The sequence below is a fragment of the Bacillus sp. ISL-45 genome (genome assembly GCF_018613195.1).
GTDB lineage: Bacteria > Bacillota > Bacilli > Bacillales > Cytobacillaceae > Mesobacillus.
Map to the genome: position 1 here is coordinate 1 of NZ_JAGGQQ010000027.1, position 7,564 is coordinate 7,564.

At 41.6% G+C, this 7,564-nt stretch carries 7 protein-coding genes and 1 pseudogene; 1 reads left to right on the forward strand and 7 read right to left on the reverse strand.

What is annotated here, in order from left to right:
* The 7 genes from J7E35_RS23135 to J7E35_RS23165 form a co-directional block, all read right to left on the reverse strand.
* On the reverse strand, positions 1–528 hold a 528-nt coding region (locus J7E35_RS23135), incomplete at its 3' end, for a M73 family metallopeptidase (RefSeq protein ID WP_214784768.1).
* Between the two features lie 91 nt (positions 529–619).
* Positions 620–1,438: a TasA family protein gene (locus tag J7E35_RS23140; RefSeq protein ID WP_214780175.1), complete on the reverse strand. Its 819-nt coding sequence runs from the start codon at positions 1,436–1,438 to the stop codon at positions 620–622.
* A gap of 75 nt (positions 1,439–1,513) precedes the next feature.
* On the reverse strand, positions 1,514–2,095 hold the full coding sequence (gene sipW / locus J7E35_RS23145) for a signal peptidase I SipW (RefSeq protein ID WP_251040932.1): 582 nt from the start codon (positions 2,093–2,095) through the stop codon (positions 1,514–1,516).
* Between the two features lie 28 nt (positions 2,096–2,123).
* Positions 2,124–3,377 (reverse strand): amyloid fiber anchoring/assembly protein TapA, encoded by a 1,254-nt coding sequence (gene tapA, locus J7E35_RS23150; RefSeq protein WP_214780174.1) that lies wholly within the window; start codon positions 3,375–3,377, stop codon positions 2,124–2,126.
* Positions 3,378–3,633: 256 nt separating this feature from the next.
* The gene (locus tag J7E35_RS23155; protein WP_214780173.1) at positions 3,634–5,301 is read right to left on the reverse strand and encodes an acyl-CoA dehydrogenase family protein; all 1,668 of its coding nucleotides are present in this window, start codon (positions 5,299–5,301) and stop codon (positions 3,634–3,636) included.
* A complete protein-coding gene (locus J7E35_RS23160) occupies positions 5,298–5,663 on the reverse strand; it encodes a MerR family transcriptional regulator (RefSeq protein WP_251040929.1) in 366 nt (121 codons plus the stop codon). Before J7E35_RS23160 ends, J7E35_RS23155 begins: the two co-directional genes overlap by 4 nt.
* A gap of 95 nt (positions 5,664–5,758) precedes the next feature.
* Entirely contained in the window at positions 5,759–6,916 is a 1,158-nt protein-coding gene (locus tag J7E35_RS23165) for a murein hydrolase activator EnvC family protein (RefSeq protein ID WP_214780169.1), read from the reverse strand.
* A 190-nt stretch (positions 6,917–7,106) separates the two neighbouring features.
* Between J7E35_RS23165 and J7E35_RS23170 the strand changes: the two are divergent.
* Positions 7,107–7,564, forward strand: a pseudogene (locus tag J7E35_RS23170) (aspartate--ammonia ligase); the annotation flags it as partial.

Here is a 7,564-nt window from a genome sequence, read left to right on the forward strand (position 1 = left end):
GCTTGGTGGCTGTTCGCAACCTACCTGCGATGGATCTTCCTCGCAACTTGGGGGAGTATCGGTAATTCCCTCAGCATAGAAAATGATTTCAAATTCAGCAGCAGAACCCTGAAACTCATTACCTAGCTCGTAAGGCATAGTTACTTGGAAAAATAAAGTTTCCTGCGCACCCTTAGATAACACACGTGGATTAAGACCTTTGAAATCTTTAAGCTTTCCGTCGAAGAGGACATGGGTGTCTTTTTTGACCAAAAGCAAAAGTTCCTCAAGCAGACCTTTGTAGGACTTCGTTTCACCAACCTGTGCTGTGTATTTGAAATCTTGTTTGCCATCGTTTTTAACAACCAGATCGCGTGGCATCCAGTCGCCAGGTTTGATGTTAGAAACCTTAAACAGATAGCCATTTGGGGTGATGTTGATGTCAATTTCTTTTGTATTGGCACTGACAGAAGTTATAGTAAAAATGAAAAGAATCAACGTTAAGATGAAAAGCTTTAGGGGTTTAAAAAGCCACTTATTATTTTTCATGGCATACCTCTCTTGTTTAATCCAGCTACTGAAACATTGTTAATAGGTGAGTAATCAAAAGGTGGGTATTACCCACCTTTTGATTGTTCAATTATGGTCTTGTTACTTCCTCATTATTACGTGTACCCGGATTCGATGTATCATTTCCATCTACATCACCTGTATCGTTACCATCAATCTTTCTACCCTCCCATTGTGTAGCCTCAAACTGGAATCCAAGATTAATGCTATCTCCCTGGTATACGTTTTGAGTGTATTCTCCACGGGCATCTTTTGATGAATCATTAATCATAGAAATAACAATTTCAACTACTTCATAATCTCTTGGGTTAGCTGGTAGCCCATTCCAATTAGGTTGAGTGGTATTAGTAGGTGCTAAGTTAATTCGAGTAACTTTCCCATCAGCATCGAGTTCTCTTTCTATTCCAGTTGGAATATTCTCACCGGTAACTAAATCCTTTAAAGTTACATTGTGAGCTTTTGTAATCATGTTAAACTGTGGACCAGGACTTCCTCCTTCTACACCAGTTCTAAATACTTCTACTGCAAATTGGGCAAGAAAATCCAATTGACTATTGTCTGTTGCACCATGTGTTCCAACATACTCATTAATCCCCTGGGTAAAGCCGCTTGGTAAAACATCCAACCATACTTGTTTGATAGCTAAAGAGCCATCATTGGAGATTTTAAATTTACGTGTAAATTGATCTCCTGGTTTTAAATTTGAAAGATTAAAATTTGTAAGCACTCCATCCTCTGCTGTGTTTAGACCTAAGTTAAGCGTACCTGCAGCCAAAGAATTCGTAGTGTTCTCTACATCGTTGAATGCAGCCCAAGTTCCACCACCGATTAAAGATAATCCTAGTGCTGCCGATGCTGCACTTAAACCTAATTTTTTCTTAATACTCATATTTTCTCCTCCTAGTTTCCCCTCTTATTAGAGGTATGTAATTTTATATTGAATCCTATAAAAGGATAGCAACCGCTACATTGACTTATTAATTCCCTGTTCTGCTTCTATTGCTCTTTGTTCTATTTCTTTGAAAACCTTTCGAATAGTGAGTGCTGAATATCCCAGAAAAAATAGCCCTGGAATAATCAAGAAAAATATTGCACCTTTTGATGATCCAGCGAAATTCATTAAATATCCTAAGTAAGGTATTGTTATACCCGTATATTTAGCTACAATATTTTCATGCAATAACGCATTCATATCAGCATGCTTATTATTATCACCTTTTGTTTGGTACATTAGCTTTCCGTCTTTTTGTATTACATCTTTAATCCGATGAGTTATAAGACTATATGGACCAGATTTAAAAGTAACGACATCACCTTTTTTTAGAGACTCAGAATTCGCAGTCTTTTTTACAACTATAATGGAACCAGTTTGGAATGTAGGTTCCATTGATCCTGATAATACTGTTTTTAACTGATATCCCAAAAATTGGGGTTCCCCACCAGATATTTTTGTTGAGACAACTATATATATCATTAGAATTAGTAGTAAAAACAGGATTGTTGTAATTAAGTTACTCATTATTTTTCTGGCTTTTTTAATATTCATAGATTTCTTCCTTTCTAAGATTTATAAGTTAATCTATGGTTGAAACAGTAACTTCAACGCCTACTGACTCATTTCCTGATTTGTCTACGGTAACAATCTTATAGTTATGATTAACTTCGCTAGTTTCATCTAGATATTCCGTTCCTTCAAATTTTTCTTGTATCAATACATCGTCTTTATAAATTTTCACATGACTAAAATCTTCATCACCTGGGTTCTGCCAGACAAGTGTGATGTTCGGACTTTCCCCATTTCTTGTCAAGCTTGTGTTTGTTACCGCTGAAGGAGGAATTTTATCTTCTACTATTTCAGCATCTGTTGAAACAGTTATTTTAACTCCATTCGTCTCTACTCCAGATTCATCCACCACTATAATTTTGTATTCATATTCAGAAGATGGAGTTAATCCTTTATCCTCATAGCTGTTACCAGAAATATTATCTTCAAGCAACTGCCCGTTACGATATATATTTACGTGCGAGAAGTTTTCGATAGGATTTGACCAATTTAAAGTAATTGAATTACTAGTATGTGTTTCCGTTAACCCCTCAATTTCTGATATTGTTTGGGTTTCTTCTGGAGGTTCTTGTTGAGCAGGAGAAGTTACCTTGCATGAGTCTATATCTGCTTGAGTGACAGTGATTTCTTCTCCCCAGGTTTCTTGTTCTCTATCAACATCCTGGTTATTATTAGGATTGCTATGACCTGGTCTTTGATCTGCCTTGAATTTATATTTTCCTGGTGTCATGGTTGATAAATCAGGACTAAAAACAAGAATGGTTTTATTATTTGGAGAATCTTTACCTTCTATTGGTGGCACTTCTCCTTTATGTACTAATTCCCCCGGATCGTTCCTGTTAGGACTTCCCTGTGTTTTTTTATAAATATAAAAAGTTGTAGGTCCCTCCATGTCTTCATCACCTACGTTAGCCAGTTCTGAATAAAGCTTTCCCTCAAATCCTTGGGTACAAAAACCACCAACGTTTGTAAAGCTGAGTGAACTTCTATCCCACTCATCTGGTTCCCCCGGAAACTCATCAGCTGCGCCCAGGAAGTTTTCGATCGTTTCTATATCATTGAAGTAAGCTCCTGTATATGAAGTTAAATATGAGCCTGCAAGGATAAAGAGATACCAGATAGCAATGATTTGGGCAGCAATGGAAATGCCTTTACTTCTTTTTTTGAATTTCCTAAGTCTGCTGGATCGAATAATACTCCCCTCCCACTCTGCTTTTCTTTTATGTATTAGTTTGAGAACGAAGTTGGTGATTGTTTTTCTCACTTTTATCAACTTCCTTAGAGAACTTTTTGTTCTTTTTAACGAACCTCATGATGTGAGTATATTCTAACCAGCTATCTTTGAAAAACCTCAAATTTGGCTGTTTTTTCTTAATAACGCACAAAAATCGTTCGTTATCTCTTTATATCTCCGATTTCCTCACTCTTTTGTAATTAAAAAGAACATTTTGTTTTATATATAGAACAATAAACATACAGAAAACGCCTCCTGCATTAGGAGACGCTTTAGTATGGCTATTTTACCAGAGATTTTTGTTGAGGGTTTCGCTGATTATCTCAGAAAAATAATCCACTGGTTTTAATTGATCAGCAAATTCATGTCCTGATTTCCAAGTTTCTTCTATATAGACTTCCATCACCTTCTGGGCCCGGTCATCCCCTCCTGCAGCATACTCCAAAGCATTCACACTCTCAAAAATCTTCACCATCAATTCTGCCACCCGCTTGGAGTGAAACGTTTTATGGTCATGGGAAGCTGATTGCAGAGACACCAGCAGTTTCTCCAGCTGCTCGATCGCGCCACGGACCTGATCTACTAGCTTTCCCTCCATCACAGCAATCCGATCTTTCACCTCCTCCAAAAACAACTCTCCAGCACCAAACTTCTCCATCAACCTCAAAACTTCCAGTCCGAGGATATTGGCTGTACCTTCCCATACGGTCAGTACCTGCGCATCCCTCAACAATCTTGGCGTGACAAAGTCTTCGACATATCCATTCCCGCCATGCATTTCGATGGCTTCGTGTGTGAAGTGGACGGCTTGTTCTGCGGTTTCTTTTTTCAAGAGAGCGATGTAGAGTCGATTCAATACGATGTCTTTTTCTGTTACTCCTTGCTCGTTCCTCATCACTTTTTCAAACAGTGGCAGGTACTTGAAGACGGTTCTGGTTTCGACTTCTAACTTAACAGCCATTTTTACCAGTGAGTCTTTGATCATTGGGAAGTCGGCGAGCTTCTTGCCGAAGGCGTCGCGCTTTAGTGCATACTCACGTGCTTCGCTATAGGCGCGGCGCATGATGCCTAGTGAGGCGATGGTGTTGCAGACGCGGGAGAGGTTCAATGCTTCCATCATGTAGTAGAAGCCTTTTGTTGGGTCACCTACTACAAAAGCTTCTGCTCCGTCGAACTCGACTTCGGCGGATGGGACTGCGCGTACTCCGAGTTTATCCTTGAGTCTGCGGATTTTGATGCCGTTCAGTTTTCCGTCTTCTTTGCGCCATGGGACAGCGAATAATGTCAGGCCTTTTGTGCCGGGTGGGGCTCCTTCTTTCCTTGCCAGCACCATGGCGACACCGCACATTCCTGCGTTGGAGGCAAAATATTTTTCACCGTAAAGCTTGAAGCCGTCAGCGGACTGAACTGCCTTCACCACGTTCGCACCGACGTCGGATCCGCCCTGGCGTTCGGTCAGGAAGGTTGCGCCTTCATATAATGTTGTTTCTCCTGTTGATAAAACATGAGGCAGGAATTTCTCTTTTACCTCGTGGGATGCGTACTGGTCCAATAAATAAGCCGTGGCCATTGTCAACGTGACCGGGCAGTAAAAGCCGGCCTCGGTTTGTGACAAGAGATATCCCTGAGCGTAGGAATAGACATAATTCCCCCGGCGTCCCAATTCTGGAATTTCCTTATGAACATAGCCGACAATCCCAGTGTTGTAGGAATCTTCTACTGTTTTCCGGTAGCCGTCATTTACCCACACTTCCGAGATATCGTCGCCATAGGCATCGAACTTGATCAGCTTCGGCTGTCCTTCGCTGTCGGTGAATCTGGCGCGCTGGTCGATTTCGTTGGCGCATTTTTCACCAAACTTCAGCAGCTCTCGATCTGCGTACTCAAAAAACTTTTCATCCAGTAATTCCTTCAGCAATGCCCGAAACTGCGGTTCTTCCTGATAAAAGCTCATTCACTTAGCCTCCCTTTGAATTCGGTTAATAGCCTTTCGATTTCTTCCTTGATCTCAACCAGTTCACAAATCCTTTCATTCACTTCTGCGAGCTTTTCCTCTCCATACTGTATCGTCACCTTCAGCTGTTTTTCACCAGTCCGATCCTCGTCAAATAGCAGTACCATTTCCTTGATTTTATCTAGCGAGAATCCAAACCGCTTCCCTCTGAATACGAGTTTTAAGCGTGTTACATCACTAGCAGTGTAAATTCTCCGGCCACCTTCAGTCCTCGATGGCAACAGCAAACCGAGTTCTTCATAATAGCGGATTGTTCGGGTTGTAACTCCAAACTGCTCCGCCAGGTCAGAAATCGTATACATCAGCACAACCTCATTTTTAACAGAATAGTCAGTAAATTTATTATACCATTGACGTTAACGTAAAGAGCAAGCCAGATTCCCAATGGAAACCTGGCTTATTTTTTCACATATAGCAGCGGGTCAACGCTGTTTGATTTTTCATAATTCCACTGGCCTTCATGGATTTCAAAATGCAGATGCTTTCCCCTGCTGTCGCCGGTGTTGCCCATAAAACCCAGCAACACGCCTTTCTTAACGGGCTGACCTGTAGTGACTGTGCTTTTTTCTAGGTGGGCGTAAAGGGTGGTGAAGGTTCTGTCGCCTATTTTGTGGGTAATCAGCACGCAGTTCCCGTAGGTTGCGGAATAATAGGAGCGGATAACGGTTCCGGATGCGGCTGCGATCACTTCAGTTTCGGATGATTCATCGGCGATATCGATTCCTGCGTGGAGCCTCCCCCACCTTGGACCATAGCCTGAGGTCATCTCTCCCTTCGCTGGCATGATAAAAACGTCCTCTGGTTTAGCACTACTATACTCGATTCTTTGGTTTTCTTTTAAAATTGCAATCTCCTGGGATGCGAGGTTGACATAGACCTCATACATTTCCATCAGCTGCGATTCACTTTCCTCCTTAGTGGCATGAACGGTTTTAAGCAGGCTCTGCTTCTCCGCCGCCTTCTTCTCCAAGTCAGCTTTCAGTGACATCATTTCCTTTTGGTCTTTTTCCAGCAGAATCACCTTGTCCTGTAGCGCTTTTTCCTGTTCCATCAGCGACTCCAAATCAATTTTGTGTTTTGCTAGCAAATCCTTATCTGCCTTAATGATTTTACTGACCGCAATTGCGGTATCGAACAACTGGGATAAGTCTTTTGAATCAAAAATCAGATCCACATACATACCCAAACCATCATTTTCCTGCATCGAACGCAGGCGTTTTTTGATTAATTGCTCCCTGTGTTCGATGTTGAAGCTGAGCTTGTTGATTTCCTTTTTCATCTCCTCTGCAGCCTGTTCGGAATCAACCAAGACGAATTGAAGATCCCTGATTCTCTGATTCAGCTCTGACATCTCATCATCCAGCGCTTTCAGTTCAGAAAGATATTTATCCTCAGCCTTGTCCATTGCTTGAATTTGGTTTTCTTTTTCAGTGACATTATCCTTAAGCTGAAGGCGCTGCTTGCGGATTTCCGATTGCTCTGCCGACTCTGCAGGGTGAACGCCTGTTATGACTAGTCCGGCTATTATTGCGGCTATATAAGCATTTTTCCTCATCACACGCCCCCTGAGCTTGATTCTATCAACTAGTATATCTCTACGAAGCTACTAAACCTGTCGACTTCTGTTGTCGCTTTTCGTTTTTGCAGAAGGACAGTAGCAACTTTCACTTCCTTCTGTCATAAAGTAAATGGATGTTTGCGTAAATACACTAAAGTGCTAAATGAATCTGGAGGGATGAGGAAAATTGAGCCATGCTGCAATGAAGTATCAGTCTAAATTGGATTTGAGGGAAACCGAAATAGCGATTAAGAAAACGAAGGATTTTTTTGAAAATCACCTTGCTGACGCATTGGAGCTGACAAGGGTTTCGGCGCCGATTTTTGTGAGGGGCGGGAAGGGAATCAATGATGATCTGGCTGGGAATGAACGGGTGATTTCCTTTGATGCACCTGGTGTGGAAAACGATGTTATGGAAATTGTCCAATCTCTTGCCAAGTGGAAAAGGATGGCGTTGAAGCGCTATGGATTTACTCCGGGGGAAGGACTTTATACCGACATGAACGCAATTCGGCGCGACGAAACGCTCAGCCATCTACACTCCCTTTATGTGGATCAGTGGGACTGGGAGAAGGTGATTTCCCGAAAGCAACGGAATGCGAAGGTGCTGAAGGCAACAGTAGAAAAAATTTATGATGTGATGAA